This window comes from Acidovorax sp. JMULE5 (assembly GCF_013376875.1).
GTDB classification, from domain to species: domain Bacteria; phylum Pseudomonadota; class Gammaproteobacteria; order Burkholderiales; family Burkholderiaceae_C; genus Acidovorax; species Acidovorax facilis.
Map to the genome: position 1 here is coordinate 2,875,001 of NZ_CP035951.1, position 15,126 is coordinate 2,890,126.

Here is a 15,126-nt window from a genome sequence, read left to right on the forward strand (position 1 = left end):
GGCGCTCCAAGAGGCGCTGGCAGATGGGACCCTCTACAGCACCGATCCGGCGCGGGCAGCAGTCATGACCGCGAGGGCGGGCGCGATCGAAGACGAGCTGATGGCGGCACTGGAGCGCTGGACAGCCCTGTCCGCATAGCGTTAGCCGGCCGCGGAACATAGCGGCCCGCAGGAAACCATCCAGCCTGCAGCGCTCAAGGGCCGCGTTATTCCATCAGATGCGGTGGTGCAGCCGATCAGTAGCGCCGCGCAGACGGGTGATTAGCGCAGGCGCGATCTGCCCCAGCGGCAGAACCTCATCAGCAGCGCCATGGGCGATGGCCTCACGCGGCATGCCAAAGACAATACAGGTCGCCTCATCCTGCACATAGTTGTAGCTGCCGGCGTCCTTCATTTCGCGCATCGCAGCCGCTCCATCGTTACCCATTCCAGTGAGCATGATGCCGAAGGCATTGCGTCCAACCACTGCGGCGGCAGATTTGAACAGCACTTCCACCGAGGGCTTGTGGCGATTCACGGGCGGACCATCATCCACCACCGCCACGTAGTTGGCACCACTACGTGCTACATGGAACTGGGTGCCACCTGGCGCGATGTAGGCATGGCCAGGCAAGATGCGTTCGCCATTGACCGCCTCTTTGACCGTAATCTGGCACAAACCATTCAAGCGGGCAGCAAAGCTGGTGGTGAACCCTGGAGGCATGTGCTGGGTAATGACAATCGCGGGCGAATCCGCCGGCATTTGCACCAGCACCTCCTTGATAGCCTCCGTCCCCCCTGTGGAAGCACCAATACAGATCAGCTTTTCGGTGGACAGACGGCCCAGGAGAGCCGAGGCTGGGGGCGCAACAGCAGCCCCGGCGCCGCCCCCCGCTGGCGCAGCGTCACGCACGGGTGCTCGGCGGACCTGGGCGACCGCAGCCACACGTATCTTGTCCACGATCTGCGCAGCGAGATCATTGAGGCCGCTGGCCAGCCCCACCCGGGGCTTGGCCACAAAATCGACGGCACCCAGTTCGAGCGCCTTCATGGTCACCTCGGCGCCCCGCTCCGTCAGCGTGGAAATCATCACCACTGGCATCGGGCGCAAGCGCATCAGACGCCCCAGAAAATCGATGCCATCCATCCGGGGCATCTCAACATCCAGTGTGATGACATCAGGATTGAGCTCGCGGATCATCTCGCGTGCCACCAAGGGATCATTCGCCGTGCCAATGCACTCCATGTCCCGCTGCCGGTTGATGATCTCGGACAGCAGACTACGGACCAGCGCCGAATCGTCCACCACGATCACCCGGATTTTCCTGCTCATTAACTCACGCCTTCCTCAAAACAGATCGACAGAACCGCCCAAGGTAGTCTTTGCCACAGTAGCTGCATTGCCACGCACTTCCTGGGCCACCAGGGTTTCGGGATGTGCGTGTGCCAATCGCTTGACCATGGCCTTCCCCGTGATGGGGAAAAAAACCACCTTGCGCGGATAAATATCCAATACATCCTCGGAGACGATGGGAATCCGCTCCGTGTGCAGGTAGTTCAAAACAAAATTGGTGTTGCGCTCACCGACGTTCATGGTCGTGAAGTTGTGCATGACCTGCGCCCCGCCAAATATCTTGGCCTGCATGGTCTCGCGCCGGGCGCCCAGCTTGAGCATCTCGTTGATCAGCAATTCCATCGCGTATGAACCATAGCGGCCCGACGCATCCGCCACGTCACCATCGGGCAGCATGAAATGGTTCATCCCTCCCACATGCGCGCGGCTGTCCCACAAGCAGGCGGCAATACACGACCCCAACACGGTCATGATGATCATGTTCTCGTCGCCGACGAAATACTCACCAGGAAGCACCTTCACAGCGTTGTGCTGGAAATGATGGTCCAGGTAGAAAAAGGATGCCTCCCCAGGCTTGCGGCTGCGCGCTTTGAGATCTTGCAGCGATGATTCCCTTGCAGGACCTGCCCCCGCAGAGTAGATGTCCGCACTCAACGGCGCAATGCGAGGGGCACGGCGCCGCTCGGACGCGCCAGAAGAGGCGGCGGCCGGAGAAAGAGAGGATCCTGATGGAATATTGGTCATGGGCTAGGTGCGAGGCAACATGGCAGGTCAGCGACGCTCGTACACGGTCTTGCCACGCAGCGTAAACAGGTCTCTGGACTCGCTAAAGTTTTCGGCATGCCCCACAAACAGCATGCCCCCGGGTTTCAGGACCCGGTGAATCCTTTCCAGCACGCGTCGCTGCGTGGCGGCGTCAAAGTAGATCATCACATTGCGGCAAAAAACCACATCGAAGGGCTCTTTGAACGGCCAGTCGTCCCGGATGAGGTTCACGCTCATAAAGTCAATCGCGCGGCGCAACTCCGGCTTGGCCCGCACCATCCCCAGGTTGCCACCCTTTCCCCGCAGAAAAAACTTTTGCAGGCGCTCCGGGCTCAGCCCCTTGAGACTGTCAAGGCGGTACACCCCTTGCGCCGCCGTCGCCAGCACGCGGGAATCAATGTCACTGGCAGTCAGCTTGAAAGAAGCGTTGGCTCCCAGCGCCTCGAATGCGGTCATGACAATGGAATAAGGCTCTTCTCCGGTGGATGCCGCGTTGCACCAAACCTTCCAGCTGGCAGACGGCTTGCTCCGCAGGTGCGAAGCAAAAATCTCAAAGTGGTGCTGCTCGCGGAAGAACGCAGTGAGGTTGGTGGTCAGGGCATTGATGAACTCCTGCCACTCCGGCCCGTCGTGCGTCTCCAGCCATCCCAGATAGTCGTGAAAGCTGCTATGGCCCGTGTCCCGCAAGCGGCGTGAAAGGCGGCTATACACCATGGCGTGCTTGCCATCGTGCAAGCTGATCCCGGCCCGTTGATAGATCAAGGCCTGCACCCGCGCAAAATCTGCATTGGTCCAGACGAATTCACGCCCCTGAGCCAGCGGCCCCGACGGCGCTGCAGCAGCGGCAAGCGCTGGATCCGCCCTGCCAACGGGAGGCCGGGCTGTTGAAGAGGCACTGGTGGGTTGGGCCATATTGATCGTCCGACGGGAAATCCTATTCGCTCCTAGAGATCTGCAAGCCACACCTGAAATCTGACAGGTGCCGGGTCCACCACGTTGGTGACGGAGGAGTCCTACTCGTTGGCAGTCACCAGCCCCATGTCTACGCCGGACATGAGTTTCTCGATGTCCAGCAAAATCAGCATCCGCTCCCCCACCGACCCCAGTCCCAGGATGCAGCTGTTGTCGATGGCGCTTTCGATATCAGGCGCCGAACGGATGCTCTCAGGTGTCAGCTCCATCACATCGCTGACGGAGTCCACCACGATTCCGACCACCCGGTTGCGAAGGTTCAGGATGATGACCACCGTGAAGCTGTTGTAGTCGGCCTGCGCGCAGTTGAACTTGAGCCGCATGTCAACGATGGGCACGATGGTGCCGCGCAAATTGACGACACCCTTGATGAAGTTGGGGGCATTCGCAATCCGTGTAGGTGGCTCATAGCCACGTATCTCCTGCACCTTCAGGATGTCGATACCGTACTCTTCCTGGTCGAGACGGAAAGTCAGATATTCACGGGTGCCCGTTGGCACCGCCTCTGCTGTTTTACCCATCACACTCATGGTGCTTCTCCTTTCGTGACAGCGCCGTGCCCCTGGGAACGGCCGCTTGAATCTAGTGGCGCGCCCTGCGCACCAAGCCGCCTGTGTCCAGAATGAGTGCGACCGTGCCGTCACCCAAGATAGTGGCCCCCGATACGTTGGGAACCTTGCGGTAGTTCGACTCCAGGTTCTTGACCACCACCTGGTGTTGGCCCAGCAACTCATCAACCAACAGCGCCACACGGCTGCCATCCGCCTCGACCACCACCATGATGTTGCTGGACTTGTTGGGATCGAAACGCGGCACCTGGAAAATTTTCTCCAGCGCAATCACCGGCATGTACTCATCGCGCACTTTCACCAGTTGCGAACCTTGGGCCACGGTGCTCACATCGTCTGCATTGACCTGGAAGGACTCCACCACCGAAGACAGCGGAAGAATGTAGACCTCATCACTCACGCCCACGGACATGCCATCCATGATGGCCAGCGTCAGCGGCAGGCGCACAGAAACCTTCATCCCGTAGCCTTCAGCGGAATCGATTTCGACCGAACCATTGAGCGCAGCGATGTTGCGCTTGACCACATCCATTCCCACTCCACGCCCGGACACATCCGTCACCTCGTCAGCCGTGGAGAAGCCGGGCGCGAAGATCAATTGCCAGACCTCCGCGTCGCTCATCTGCTCGGACACTTCAATGCCACGCTCTTGGGCTTTGCTGAGAATCTTTTCGCGCGAGAGCCCACGGCCATCGTCGCGTACCTCAATCACGATCGAGCCGCCTTGGTGAGAGGCAGACAACGTGATGGTCCCATGCTCGGATTTGCCTTTGGCCAATCGGTCTGCGGGCATCTCAATACCGTGGTCGCAACTGTTGCGCACCAAGTGAGTCAGCGGATCGGTGATCTTTTCCACCAGCCCCTTGTCCAGTTCGGTGGCTTCGCCCAGCGTCACCAGTTCCACCTTCTTGCCCAGCTTATTAGCCAGATCCCGGAGCATGCGGGGGAAACGGCTGAAGACAATGGACATCGGAATCATGCGGATCGACATGACCGACTCCTGAAGATCGCGGGTATTGCGATCCAGGTCAGCCAGCCCTGCCAGCAACTGCTGGTACGCACCAGCATCCAGGCCCCGGCTGTTTTGCGCCAGCATCGCCTGGGTGATCACCAGTTCGCCCACCAGATTGATGAGCTGGTCGACCTTTTTCACATCGACCCGAATGGTCGTGGATTCCATCTGCGCCTGCATGGCAACCTTGGGCTCGCTGGCCTTGGGGGCTGCAGCAACCTTCACAGCTTGGGCTGGGGCCTGCGCTGCGTGAGGTGCATCCGCACGTGGGGCACCAGGCGCTTCGCTGAAGAAACCGTAGGCCTCACCCTCAGCGGCGCCAGCAACAAGGACCGTTTCTTCATCCTCGTCGGCGGCAGCGCCCGACGCTGGCACCGCAGCGTCACGGATCAGCACCTGTTCCTTGGCCACATGAAAGGCAAACAGGTCGAGCAGATCGTCGTTGGTGGAGGTGGTTTCCACCGCGAAACTCCGCGTATTGGCCTGTGGACTTTCTATGTCACGGATCGCCCCGAGGCCCGGGATATCCCGAAAAAGCTCCTTGATGGCATCCGCCTGCTCCAGTCGATCCAAGGGACCAATCTGAATCTCCAGGGTCCGCGCCTGTCCGGCCACCGCCGGTGTCACTACCTTCGGTGCTGGCGCTGGTGCTGCAGCCTGTGGAGCTGGAGTTGGAGCAGGTGCGGCTGGCGGCGGGGGCGGAGCGACAGCAGGGGCATCCCCGGGGACCAACCCTGCAGCAAGTTCACTAATGCGACGCACCAGAGAGGTGGTGGAAACAGCTTCGCCCTGCCCACCTGCTTGGTGGCGGGCCAGCAGGCTCCGCGAGGCGTCGGCAGATTCGAGGAGCACATCCACCATCTGCGGAATGGGCTGGAGCTCGTGGCGGCGCAAGCGGTCCAGGAGAGACTCCATCTGGTGGGTCAACTCCGCTACATCCGAGAATCCAAAAGTGGCTGAACCACCCTTGATGGAATGGGCGCACCGAAAGATGCCATTGAGTTCTTCGTCATTGGCGCTACTCAAATCCAGATCCAGAAGCATCTGCTCCATCTGGTCCAGGTTTTCGCCCGCTTCCTCGAAAAAGATCTGATAGAACTGGCTCAGGTCGAAGTCAGCACCTGCACCCGATCCTTCTTGGTAAGTTTCCGCCATCATGGGCTCCTGTGTACTTGGTGATCCCGGACAACCCGACTCAGCGGATCACTTTCTGGATAACTTCAATCAGGCGATTGGGATCGAAGGGCTTGACCAACCAGCCGGTCGCGCCAGCAGTACGTCCCGCCTGCTTCATCTGATCACTGGACTCGGTGGTGAGGATCAGAATGGGAATGGTCTTGAACTTAGGGTTCTCACGCAGTTTCCGAGTGAGCCCGATCCCGTCAAGCCGGGGCATGTTCTGGTCAGCCAGCACAAGATCGATATTGTGGCTCTCGGCCTTTTCCAGGGCATCCTGCCCATCCACTGCCTCCACGACGTGATAGCCGGCACCCGTCAGAGTGAACGACACCATTTTCCGCATGGACGGTGAATCATCTACGGCAAGGATCGATTGCATGTAAGGCTCCAACTGACTTAAATATATAGGTTAACCAGTGATGTAAAGATCAGAACAGGTCCACCGAACCGGCATCCATCTCGCTCTGAGTGACAGGGTTAGGCCGGTCGGGCGCCATTTCCGCAAAGGGCGCCGCTTCTTCGCCATCTTCATTGCCCATGGCTTCGGAAGCCAAACGGAACGCGCATCCTTGAAGCACCTTGGTCGTGTGCCATATCAGCTGGGACGCCATATCCTGGAACTGCAACTCAGTCACCGCGCTGCGCAGCGCAGCGCGGGCAGCCACCAGCTCCGGGGAATCTGCAACGGCAGCATCCGTCAGCACCGCGTTGGCCTCCCCAAAGCGTTCCAGCAGATTATCGGTAGCATGGTTGAGCAGTCCTTCCAGGCGATGCAGGTCATGCATAACGACCAGCAACGAATCCTGCAGTTCTGCCGCCACCATGACGGGAACCTGGACAGCAGGTCCTCCAGACGTTGTTAGCGTAGATTGCATCGTTTCTCCATCGCGGCACGCAGCAGCAAAGCACGCAAAAACACAGAACTACGACACCCGCACAGTGGCCCCAAGCCCGTGTGCACCGTGGTGTCAGCGCCCATTGGACGCTGACGCTGAAACCATCCCAATCGGACAAACACCCTTGTTTGTTCCAATTTGTATCCTATGATAGCGCTCCTATGGTCACCATAGCATCAGACCAGACCCTCAACATCCTGCATCTTGAAGATTCACTGGCAGATCATGAGTTGACCGCATTGACCCTGCGGCGCTCCGGTCTCCACTGCCACCTCCATCGGGTGGATTCGCTCTCCGAATTCCAGCGGCTCACAGATATCCAGCCGTTTGACATCATCTTGGCAGATTACCGGCTGCCCGGCTTCACGGCACTGGACGCGTGGGCACATGTGGTGCAAAAGCCGCAACACCCCCCTTTATCCTTCTGTCGGGAGCCATCGGCGAGGCAGCAGCTGTAGATGCGATCCGCCTGGGCATTGCCGATTACCTGCTTAAAGACGACCTTCAGCGGCTGCCGCATGTCATTGCACGCGCCCTGGAGGTTCATGAAGCCCGTCAGGCGCGCGAACTGGCTGTCGCGCAACTGGAAGCCTCGGAGCGCCGACTGGCTGACCTGACGGAACATCTGCAAACCTCGATCGAGCAGGAACGTGCGTCCATTGCCCGCGAGATCCATGACGATATCGGCGGCGCACTGACTGCCGTCAGGTTCGATGTGGCATGGATCGGACGCCATAGCACCAATACGGAGATGCAAGAGCATGCAGCCTCAGCGGCAGAGATGCTGCAGCATGCCATTGGAGCAAGCCAACGCATCATGATGAACCTGCGCCCCCCGATTCTTGAACAGGGACTGGTGGCAGCGGTGCAATGGCTTGCCGCCGGATTTGAGCGTCGCTCGGGCATTCCCGCCCGGGTTATCAGCAGCAGCGAATCTATCCGGGCCACCGCAGATATTCAGCTGGTTGCCTATCGCACAGCGCAGGAGGCGCTGACCAACATCTCCAAACACGCACATCCCCGCACAGTGCACATTGACCTCTCCGACAAAGAGGATGTCCTGACATTGGAAGTGACTGACGATGGACAAGGCATTGACCCCTGCATGCTCGAAAAACCAAAAGCCTTTGGGCTCAAAGGCCTGCATGAGCGTGCCCGGACCGTGGGGGGATGGCTGGACATCAGCAGTCGGCCCGGCCATGGCACGTCCGTTATCCTGTCCATACCGCTAACATCGCACCCAACACCACCAGCTCCAGGAGATGCGCAGTGATTCATGTGGTCCTGTGCGATGACCACGCCGTCTTGCGGCGTGGAATACGCGACACGCTGGCCGAGGCGCCCGACATCCAGGTAACTGGCGAGGCCGGAGGATATTCCGAGTTGCGCGAGGTGTTGCGCTCCGCGCCCTGCGACGTATTGCTGCTGGACTTGAATATGCCGGGCCGCAGCGGCTTGGAGGTGCTCACCAGCTTGCGCGAAACCCATTCCGCCATCAAGGTGCTGGTGGTCTCGATGTATCCAGAAGATCAGTACGCCCTGCGCTGCCTGAAAGCTGGCGCGCAAGGATATGCCAACAAGGCAGGGGACCCGGTCGAGCTGATTGCTGCCGTGCGGACCGTCATGCAGGGACGCAAGTACCTCACGGCAGAAGTGGCGCAGATGCTCGCGGACAGCCTGGCACAGCCTACGCCGGAAGCGCCACACACGGCCTTGTCGGAGCGGGAGCTGCAAACGCTGGTCAAAATCGCGTCCGGACGCAGGCTGTCGGACATTGCAGAAGAGCTGATGCTGAGTCCAAAGACAGTGAGTGTCTACCGTTCACGGGTGCTGGAAAAACTCAAGCTGTCCAACAATGCGGAGCTTACCGTCTACGCCATCCGAAACCAGCTGGTCTGAACCTGTCCCCAGCGCCACCTATGTCTACCGCTGAGCAGCAAACAGATCGACTGCCTGCTGCATGAGCGCGAGCACGGGTTGCTCCAGTAGCGGCAGTGTGGCCACAATACCCAGCATGCCTACCGTCAACGTCACTGGGAAACCGACCGCATAGATATTCATTTGCGGTGCCACGCGGGAAATGATGCCCAGCGTCAAATTGACAAACAGCAACAGCGCAATCATCGGCAGAGCGATCCAGAGCGCGCTGGCGAACAGCGACGAGCCCAGTTCATAAAGGCGCATCTGCCCGAGCGCCTGCAAAAAATTTCCATCGACAGGAAAGCGGTCAAAGCTTTTCACCACGGCCATCAGGATCAGCAAGTGGCCATTGATGACCACGAACAGCAGCATGGCCATATGCCCAAAAAACCGCGCAACGGCGCTGATCTGCGCATTGGACGACGGGTCAAAGAACGACGCGAAATTCAAGCCCATCTGCAAACCGATGATTTCACCCGCCAGTTCCACGGCCGCAAACACCAGCCTCACAGAGAAACCGATCGCAAGGCCCACGGCCACCTGCTGAGCAACAGCACCAAACGCCTCACGACCATTGACGCTGATGACCGGCTGATCACCCAGCACACCCTGCGCGCACAGTGCCACCAGAAACGCCAGTCCAATTTTGACGCGCATGGGAACTGTGCGCATGGAGAACACCGGCGCCACCGAAAACACGGCCAGCACGCGCAAAAAGGGCCACAGAATGGGCGAAAGCCAAGCCATCAACTGGCCTTCGGTGAAAGTGATCACACGATCCTCAGCGGGCTTCGAAGCGGGCGTCTGGAAGACCCGGCTTCAGGAAAAAACCCATAGCTCGTCCTCTCACCTGGCTAGCCAATCATCGAAGGAATCGATTCGATGGTCCGGCGGATAAAGTCCACCAGGGTGCTGAGCATCCAGGGGCCTGCAATGGCAAAAACCACCATCGCAGCAATCAGCTTGGGAACAAACGCAAGCGTCGCTTCGTGGATCTGGGTTACGGCCTGAAAGATGCTCACGAGCAATCCCACCGCCATGACGACCCCGAGCACGGGCATCGAAATCATCAGAAGCAATGTCAGCGCGTCACGCCCGATGGTCAGCACCATTTGTGAAGTCATTGGCAGCTCCTTCAGGGTACAAAACTGGCAGCCAGCGAGCCGATCAGCAGGTTCCAGCCATCCGCCAACACAAACAGCATGAGCTTGAACGGCAGTGCGACCAGCACCGGAGACAACATCATCATGCCCAAGGACATGAGGATGCTCGACACCACCATGTCGATCACCAGAAACGGAATGAAGATCATGAACCCGATCTGAAACGCCGACTTCAGCTCACTGGTGACAAATGCAGGCACGAGTACCCTGAGGGGTGCAGTTTCTGCGGTCACACTGGAATCCAGCCGCGCCAAGCGGGAAAACAGGGCAAAGTCAGACTGCCGGGTCTGTTTGAGCATGAAACTGCGCATCGGCGCTTCGGCTTTTTCCAGCGCCTGTTCAAAACTGATGGTGTTGTTGGTGTAAGGCAGATAGGCATCCTGGTACACACGGTCCAGGGTAGGCCCCATGACAAAAAAAGTGAGAAACAGCGACAGACCGATGATGACCTGGTTGGGCGGCGCGGACTGGGTGCCCAGGGCCTGGCGCAACAGCGACAAAACAATCACGATCCGGGTAAAGCCCGTCATCATGAGCAGCACTGCTGGCAAGAAGGAGAGCGCCGTGAAGAACAACAGTGTCTGAATAGGCACCGAGTAGCTGTTGCCAGACGGACCGCTTCCCACCACCAGCGGCAGGGACCCGGCAGACGCCTGCGCGAAGGCCAGGTCATGCCCCATGAACCCCACCGAAGCGACCGCTCCCAGCAGCGCCACGCGACGGGTGAGCGATACATCAGCCATTGGCGGTGCTTCCTGGGGGGTTCACGGCGGAAGCGACTGCCTGCGCGAAAGAAGGCTCCGCTCTGGGTGCCGAATGGGGGGCGGCTGACGGACCCGCAGGGAACACATGCAGACAGCTCACTTGCTGAGCGGTAACGCCCAGCACCAGCCAGGTTCGCGCATGCTCGGGCCCGACTTCCACCGTCACCACGCGCTGATGGGGGCCGACAGCCACGGCAGACAGTACCCGGGATGCGGCTCCCACACCAGCGCTACCCGCCGCCTGGCGCTGCTGCAACCGGCGGACAAGCCAGGGCAGTAAGGCCATGGCGCCCACAAAAAGGACGACCACGAGCAGCGTCTGGGTCATGCTGCCACTATCCACGACTGACCCGCCGCAAACGCTCGGAAGGCGTCACCACGTCCGTGAGGCGAATACCAAACTTGTCATTCACAACCACCACCTCGCCCTGGGCAATGAGATAGCCATTGACCAGAACGTCCATCGGCTCACCCGCGAGGGCATCGAGCTCCACCACCGAGCCTTGCGCGAGCTGAAGGATGTACTTGATGGGTACCTTGGTGCGCCCAAGCTCCACCGATAACTGGACGGGTATGTCCAGCACCATGTTGATGTCGTTGACCGTGCCATCGCCACCACCGGAGAAAGGGCGTACAGGCTCACCAGACAACGGGCCACCTTGCTCCCCGTCGCCAGGCTTGTCGTCGGTGCGCTTTTGTTCTTCAAGCGCCTCGGCCCAACCCGCAAACGGGTCGTCCGCGCCAGCATCCTTGTTATCTTCTTCAGTTGACATCTTTTTCTCCCAGCCAGCTCATGTCGGCATTGCGCAGGCATTCTTCGATACGAATGGCGTACTTGGAATTGTGCGTTCCGTACTGGCACTCAAAAATGGGGACCCCACCAATCGATGCGCGAATGCGGGGTTCTCGGTCCAGCTCGATGAAATCGCCAGGCTTCATGGCCAGCAACTGCTCCACGGTGGCGTCGGCGCGTGCCAATTCGGCCACCAGGGTCACTTCGGCTGCCTGGATTTCCCGGGTCAGCACGCGGACCCAGCGGCGATCCACTTCAATGGAGTCGCCCTGGGTGGACGAATACAACACATCACGGATCGGCTCCAGCGTCGCGTAGGGCATGCAGATATGGATTGCGCCCGAAAGGTCCCCGATTTCCAGCTGAAACGCCGTGGATACGACGATTTCGCTGGGGGTGGCAATATTGGCAAACTGCGGCTGCATCTCGGACCGCTGGTACTCCAGCTCCAGCGGGTAAATGCCCTGCCAGGCCTTTTTGTATTCAGCACAGATCACGTCCACCAGACGGTTGATGACCCGTTGCTCCGTGGGCGAAAAATCCCGACCTTCAATCCGTGTCTGGAACTTGCCCACGCCGCCGTACAGCGTGTCGATGATGCCGAACACCAGCGAGGGCTCGCACACGATCAGTCCGCTGCCGCGCAGCGGACGGATGGCCACAATGTTGAAGTTCGTGGGTACTGCCAGCTCACGCAGAAAGGCGCTGTAACGCTGCACGGATACCGTGCCCACCGAGATTTCAGGACTGCGGCGGATGAAATTGAAGAGCCCGATGCGGAAGTTGCGTGCAAACCGCTCGTTGACGATTTCCATCGTAGGCATACGCCCACGGACGATGCGCTCCTGGCTGGAAATGTCGTAGTTGCGTACGGAGCCCGCCTCCGCGACCTCCTCGACCGACTTCTGGCTCTCACCAGTAACCCCTTCAAGAAGGGCATCAACTTCTTCCTGGGAAAGAAATGAATCACTCATGACTGGTCCTCGCCCGGGTCATTGGATGATGAAGCTGGAAAAAAGCACACGGTGCACCGGGTTGCGCTCTGTGCGCCGACGCGAAGGCCGGTCCTCCGCATCCTCTTCCTTGTCGGCCGCCGCAGCGCGTGCACGCTCCGTCGAAACCGTGTAACCCAGGGGGCGGGAGACTTCCCGCAGGATGTCTGCAGCCAGCTTTTCCTTGCCTTCCCGCTGCAGCAGTTCAGTGGAAGTCCGCTGGGAAACCAGCATCAGGATGCCGCTGCGTATGGAGGGCAAATACAGCTTCACCTGCTCTGCTGTCTTGGCATCTTCCAACTCCAGGGTGATACCAATCTGGGCAAACCGGTCACCGCCAGGGTCTGCCAGGTTCACCACCATGTTCTCCATGGGCAGGAACGTGGGGGCCACCTTGGGTGCCTCCTTGCGGGCTGGTGCAGCCCCATCTTCTTCGTCGGCATGGGAGCGGCTGGAAATGAACCAAGCCGCCGCGCCGCCACCAATCACCAGCACCGCCACCACAACGCCGATGATGATGATGAGCATCTTCTTGCTTTTGGCCGGGGCCGCTGCGGGAGTATTGGCTGACACGTTGCGGATTCCTTGCGGTGGGAGACGGGCCGGGCCCGCGCAATCCATGGGCGAGCAAAACCGGATGACCCATTATTGGGCGGGGCTGCAACCAATAATAGCCAGAATAAAAGCCCAAAACCATGGCATTCACTGCGCTATGGACTTTGCACGCAAGCACCGGAACGGCGTTCGGTCGCGCTGCAGCGGCAAGACTTGATGGAATGCAGGAGTAGCCACCACTGCAAAGCAACCTATCAGAAGTGCGCTGGGGTAGGGACTAACACGGTACTCGCGTATCGCCAGCAACAGCACAAAGACGCCGCCCTGGCGAGTTCCTGACCCGGGGGTGAAGCGGGCGGCAGGCGGGTAGCCCCGTCTGCCCGCCGGGCTCACACAAAGACGTCTACTGCGCGATCCGGGGCGCCACCGCGCAGCAGTGAAGCCGTGCCAGTGGGCGCTGCAGCGACCACCTTCGCCTGGCGAGCGCCATCGCGCTGGCCCTGCCGCTCAGCCCCACCCGCATCGTCACGCTGCCCCGCCGAGGTGCCAACCGACATGCCCGACAGCACGAGGCCCTCACTGCGCAACAGCTCACTCAATTGCGCCATGCTGCGGTCCAGCAGCTCACGGGTTTGCGGCTGGTCGCTGCGGAACGTCACGTGGGCCTCATTGCCCGACAGTGACACCGACACCTCTACCGGCTGCCCGTCGCGGTTGAGCGTCAGTTCCGCATTCTGTGTTTTCTGGTTGACCCAATAAGCCACCTGCTCGGCGACCTGCTCCTCAACACCTGCCTGTGCGGGGTCGGCAAACACCGTGGCCCCATCCAGGGAGCCCGGCTCCACTGGCGCAGAACCGCTGCCGCTATCCAACCAAGCCCCGGCGCTGGAACGCCCCTCGCCAGAGCGGCCTCCAGCGTCCGCACCCTCCCCACCTCGCGCGGACGCTACCGGAGACAGCAACCCCTCTGCAACGGAGGCGACCACAGCGCCACCCGCCGGGTCCACCATGCCCCCCGGACTGCGATCCGATGCGCCAGCAACTGGCATCCCCACCGTTCGCTCGCTGGCCATCTGCACCGCAGCCAGGGCCACGCCTTGATGGCCCGGCAACTGCTGTGCAGCGCCTCCTCCGAGGGAGCGACCTGTAGACATTTCCACTGCATCTGCCTTCTGGGCCAAGGCACTTTGCATGCGGGAGAAAATCCGACCCTGCGCCATCCCGCCGACCGGCGGGAGCCCTTCCTGCAAGTCTGCCGAAGTGTCGAGCCTGGCTGTTTCAGCCACGATGCCTTGCGAAAGACCGTCCGTTCCGGGAAGGATTCCCGCCAGGGACGCCAGCCCCCCTTGGGCGCTACCACCCTGCGCTTCCAGCCCCAATACCGCTCCGGTCTGCGCTCCGGCACTCAAAATGCTGCCGCCCTGCCCGCGCTCTGCCGCAGCAGCATCAACCCGCCCATTGGCGCCGGGCACCAGCAACCCCTGCCAGGCAGCCATGGCGGAGGCCTCCATGGTCGCTTTTGCAGCGTCCGTCAAAGCCACATCGGAAGGAGCGGCTCCGGAGGCCGCCAGATCTAGCGGAGCGCCATCGCCTCCGCCCATCGCCCCATCGCCCAAAGCTGCCAGCAGCGCCAGAAAGCCGCCAGCGCCCGGTTCGTTCGCGTCCGGGGGCTGCGCTGTGGAGCGGTGCCGAGCGGCATGGGCGGACTGGGTGCCCTGGGGAGAAGAAATTTTGGTGGGTTCCATGGTCAATACTCCCGGCCCTCAGAGCCCTGAATCGCACTGCGGTACTGCAACGCAGCCCGCTCATCGGTTTGTTTCTGATCTCTTCGCATTTCGGCCAACTCCAGGTCGTGGCGCCGCTTTTCCATGACCTTGCGCAGGCTTGCCAGACGCAATTCCGCCTCCAGCAAGGCGCGCCTGGCGGCCTCCACCCGATGGGCGTGGTCTCCCACCACACCATTCTGGACACCCGCCGCATGACCCAGGCGGTCCATGAACTGGTAGTGGTGGTACATCACCTCGGGCTTCATCGTGGTGTCGGCCTTCATGCCCCAACGCGCCTGGGTCTCTCGGGCGTAATCTTCCAGCTGGTCGAGCTGGGCACGCGCCGCCTGCTGCGCAGCCAACATGTCCTGCAGCGCCTGGCGCGCGTCGTCCCGCTTGCGGGAGGCGACTTCCACTGCGACGGCGAGCGAGTTGAGGCTGGACATG

Annotated in this window: 18 protein-coding genes and 1 pseudogene (1 of these 19 running past the window's edge); 3 read left to right on the forward strand and 16 right to left on the reverse strand. The window is 60.6% G+C overall.

The window, feature by feature from the left end:
- On the forward strand, positions 1 to 139 hold the 3' end of the coding sequence (locus EXV95_RS12900) for an ATP-binding cassette domain-containing protein (protein ID WP_176887139.1). 1,760 nt of this gene lie to the left of the window's left edge; 139 of the gene's 1,899 nt are visible here — the last part of the coding sequence; the start codon falls outside the window, past its left edge; the stop codon is at positions 137 to 139.
- A 75-nt stretch (positions 140 to 214) separates the two neighbouring features.
- Here EXV95_RS12900 and EXV95_RS12905 read toward each other — a convergent pair whose 3' ends face one another.
- The 7 genes from EXV95_RS12905 to EXV95_RS12935 form a co-directional block, all read right to left on the reverse strand.
- On the reverse strand, positions 215 to 1,312 hold the full coding sequence (locus tag EXV95_RS12905; protein ID WP_055398272.1) for a chemotaxis response regulator protein-glutamate methylesterase: 1,098 nt from the start codon (positions 1,310 to 1,312) through the stop codon (positions 215 to 217).
- Between the two features lie 15 nt (positions 1,313 to 1,327).
- The gene (gene cheD, locus EXV95_RS12910; RefSeq protein WP_176887140.1) at positions 1,328 to 2,077 is read right to left on the reverse strand and encodes a chemoreceptor glutamine deamidase CheD; all 750 of its coding nucleotides are present in this window, start codon (positions 2,075 to 2,077) and stop codon (positions 1,328 to 1,330) included.
- A 27-nt stretch (positions 2,078 to 2,104) separates the two neighbouring features.
- A complete protein-coding gene (locus EXV95_RS12915; protein WP_176887142.1) occupies positions 2,105 to 3,010 on the reverse strand; it encodes a CheR family methyltransferase in 906 nt (301 codons plus the stop codon).
- A 101-nt stretch (positions 3,011 to 3,111) separates the two neighbouring features.
- Positions 3,112 to 3,600 carry a chemotaxis protein CheW gene (locus EXV95_RS12920; protein ID WP_010466005.1) on the reverse strand — a complete coding sequence of 163 codons (489 nt, stop codon included), beginning with the start codon at positions 3,598 to 3,600 and terminating at the stop codon, positions 3,112 to 3,114.
- Between the two features lie 52 nt (positions 3,601 to 3,652).
- Positions 3,653 to 5,806, reverse strand: a complete 2,154-nt coding sequence (locus EXV95_RS12925; protein ID WP_176887143.1) for a chemotaxis protein CheW — start codon at positions 5,804 to 5,806, stop codon at positions 3,653 to 3,655.
- A gap of 40 nt (positions 5,807 to 5,846) precedes the next feature.
- The gene (locus tag EXV95_RS12930) at positions 5,847 to 6,209 is read right to left on the reverse strand and encodes a response regulator (protein ID WP_010466008.1); all 363 of its coding nucleotides are present in this window, start codon (positions 6,207 to 6,209) and stop codon (positions 5,847 to 5,849) included.
- A 49-nt stretch (positions 6,210 to 6,258) separates the two neighbouring features.
- Positions 6,259 to 6,705: a hypothetical protein gene (locus tag EXV95_RS12935; RefSeq protein ID WP_010466010.1), complete on the reverse strand. Its 447-nt coding sequence runs from the start codon at positions 6,703 to 6,705 to the stop codon at positions 6,259 to 6,261.
- Between the two features lie 182 nt (positions 6,706 to 6,887).
- Here EXV95_RS12935 and EXV95_RS12940 point away from each other — a divergent pair.
- Positions 6,888 to 7,999 (forward strand): annotated as a pseudogene (locus tag EXV95_RS12940) (ATP-binding protein).
- Complete coding sequence (locus EXV95_RS12945; RefSeq protein WP_176887144.1) at positions 7,996 to 8,625, forward strand: response regulator transcription factor; 630 nt, start codon at positions 7,996 to 7,998, stop codon at positions 8,623 to 8,625. The pseudogene EXV95_RS12940 and the gene EXV95_RS12945 overlap by 4 nt, the downstream one beginning before the upstream one ends.
- Before the next feature lie 24 nt (positions 8,626 to 8,649).
- Here EXV95_RS12945 and fliR read toward each other — a convergent pair whose 3' ends face one another.
- The 9 genes from fliR to fliJ form a co-directional block, all read right to left on the reverse strand.
- The gene (gene fliR / locus EXV95_RS12950; RefSeq protein ID WP_176887145.1) at positions 8,650 to 9,420 is read right to left on the reverse strand and encodes a flagellar biosynthetic protein FliR; all 771 of its coding nucleotides are present in this window, start codon (positions 9,418 to 9,420) and stop codon (positions 8,650 to 8,652) included.
- An 80-nt stretch (positions 9,421 to 9,500) separates the two neighbouring features.
- The gene (gene fliQ / locus EXV95_RS12955; protein ID WP_015015801.1) at positions 9,501 to 9,770 is read right to left on the reverse strand and encodes a flagellar biosynthesis protein FliQ; all 270 of its coding nucleotides are present in this window, start codon (positions 9,768 to 9,770) and stop codon (positions 9,501 to 9,503) included.
- An 11-nt stretch (positions 9,771 to 9,781) separates the two neighbouring features.
- Positions 9,782 to 10,489, reverse strand: a complete 708-nt coding sequence (gene fliP, locus EXV95_RS12960; RefSeq protein WP_176889035.1) for a flagellar type III secretion system pore protein FliP — start codon at positions 10,487 to 10,489, stop codon at positions 9,782 to 9,784.
- Between the two features lie 55 nt (positions 10,490 to 10,544).
- Positions 10,545 to 10,901 (reverse strand): flagellar biosynthetic protein FliO, encoded by a 357-nt coding sequence (locus tag EXV95_RS12965; protein WP_121421276.1) that lies wholly within the window; start codon positions 10,899 to 10,901, stop codon positions 10,545 to 10,547.
- A 7-nt stretch (positions 10,902 to 10,908) separates the two neighbouring features.
- Positions 10,909 to 11,346: a flagellar motor switch protein FliN gene (gene fliN / locus EXV95_RS12970; RefSeq protein ID WP_055398281.1), complete on the reverse strand. Its 438-nt coding sequence runs from the start codon at positions 11,344 to 11,346 to the stop codon at positions 10,909 to 10,911.
- Positions 11,336 to 12,340, reverse strand: a complete 1,005-nt coding sequence (gene fliM, locus EXV95_RS12975) for a flagellar motor switch protein FliM (RefSeq protein ID WP_010466026.1) — start codon at positions 12,338 to 12,340, stop codon at positions 11,336 to 11,338. The genes fliN and fliM overlap by 11 nt, the downstream gene beginning before the upstream one ends.
- A gap of 18 nt (positions 12,341 to 12,358) precedes the next feature.
- On the reverse strand, positions 12,359 to 12,931 hold the full coding sequence (fliL, locus tag EXV95_RS12980; protein ID WP_176887146.1) for a flagellar basal body-associated protein FliL: 573 nt from the start codon (positions 12,929 to 12,931) through the stop codon (positions 12,359 to 12,361).
- Positions 12,932 to 13,302: 371 nt separating this feature from the next.
- Positions 13,303 to 14,658 carry a flagellar hook-length control protein FliK gene (locus EXV95_RS24940; RefSeq protein ID WP_255484730.1) on the reverse strand — a complete coding sequence of 452 codons (1,356 nt, stop codon included), beginning with the start codon at positions 14,656 to 14,658 and terminating at the stop codon, positions 13,303 to 13,305.
- Between the two features lie 2 nt (positions 14,659 to 14,660).
- Complete coding sequence (fliJ, locus tag EXV95_RS12990; RefSeq protein WP_055398283.1) at positions 14,661 to 15,125, reverse strand: flagellar export protein FliJ; 465 nt, start codon at positions 15,123 to 15,125, stop codon at positions 14,661 to 14,663.
- Position 15,126 lies beyond the last annotated feature (1 nt).

Coding starts and splice junctions, on each gene's coding strand:
- EXV95_RS12905 (WP_055398272.1), bottom strand. CDS start 1,312: ATGAGCAGGAAAATCCGGGTGATCGTGGTGGACGATTCGGCGCTGGTC.
- cheD (WP_176887140.1), bottom strand. CDS start 2,077: ATGACCAATATTCCATCAGGATCCTCTCTTTCTCCGGCCGCCGCCTCT.
- EXV95_RS12915 (WP_176887142.1), bottom strand. CDS start 3,010: ATGGCCCAACCCACCAGTGCCTCTTCAACAGCCCGGCCTCCCGTTGGC.
- EXV95_RS12920 (WP_010466005.1), bottom strand. CDS start 3,600: ATGAGTGTGATGGGTAAAACAGCAGAGGCGGTGCCAACGGGCACCCGT.
- EXV95_RS12925 (WP_176887143.1), bottom strand. CDS start 5,806: ATGGCGGAAACTTACCAAGAAGGATCGGGTGCAGGTGCTGACTTCGAC.
- EXV95_RS12930 (WP_010466008.1), bottom strand. CDS start 6,209: ATGCAATCGATCCTTGCCGTAGATGATTCACCGTCCATGCGGAAAATG.
- EXV95_RS12935 (WP_010466010.1), bottom strand. CDS start 6,705: ATGCAATCTACGCTAACAACGTCTGGAGGACCTGCTGTCCAGGTTCCC.
- fliQ (WP_015015801.1), bottom strand. CDS start 9,770: ATGACTTCACAAATGGTGCTGACCATCGGGCGTGACGCGCTGACATTG.
- fliP (WP_176889035.1), bottom strand. CDS start 10,489: ATGGGGCATGACCTGGCCTTCGCGCAGGCGTCTGCCGGGTCCCTGCCG.
- EXV95_RS12965 (WP_121421276.1), bottom strand. CDS start 10,901: ATGACCCAGACGCTGCTCGTGGTCGTCCTTTTTGTGGGCGCCATGGCC.
- fliN (WP_055398281.1), bottom strand. CDS start 11,346: ATGTCAACTGAAGAAGATAACAAGGATGCTGGCGCGGACGACCCGTTT.
- fliM (WP_010466026.1), bottom strand. CDS start 12,340: ATGAGTGATTCATTTCTTTCCCAGGAAGAAGTTGATGCCCTTCTTGAA.
- EXV95_RS24940 (WP_255484730.1), bottom strand. CDS start 14,658: ATGGAACCCACCAAAATTTCTTCTCCCCAGGGCACCCAGTCCGCCCAT.
- fliJ (WP_055398283.1), bottom strand. CDS start 15,125: ATGTCCAGCCTCAACTCGCTCGCCGTCGCAGTGGAAGTCGCCTCCCGC.